Below are 259 nucleotides of genomic sequence, written 5' to 3'. Positions count from 1 at the left end.
CTCACAGAACCCCAGAAGTCTTGCTGGATGCCCTCTTGGCGATAAGAGAATGTGACCGACAAGAACCAAATGGTAATAAACTTTAAGTACTCCGCTGGCTGAACAGAGAATCCTGCAATCGAGAGCCAGCCCCATGCACCATTCCTTTTTTGGAAGAAAAAGGCGGCGATCAAAAGAAAGAAAATAACGATCATGGCAATTTGGACAAACTTCTTATTGCGAAAGACATCAGTTTTCATCTTGTACATGATCGTGATCA

At 43.2% G+C, this 259-nt stretch carries 1 protein-coding gene; it reads right to left on the bottom strand.

Annotation, left to right across the window (positions count from 1 at the left end; genetic code table 11):
- Positions 1 to 239, bottom strand: a 239-nt coding sequence (locus tag ACS2QP_RS28050) for an FtsW/RodA/SpoVE family cell cycle protein (protein WP_438883109.1), incomplete at its 3' end; no start/stop codon positions are given.
- Between the last annotated feature and the right edge of the window lie 20 nt (positions 240 to 259).

Source organism: Bacillus cereus group sp. Bce019, assembly GCF_051781745.1.
Classification (GTDB): Bacteria; Bacillota; Bacilli; order Bacillales; family Bacillaceae_G; genus Bacillus_A; species Bacillus_A cereus.
The sequence above is the reverse complement of the archived record's forward strand: the minus strand, read 5'-3'. Positions and strand labels throughout refer to the sequence as shown.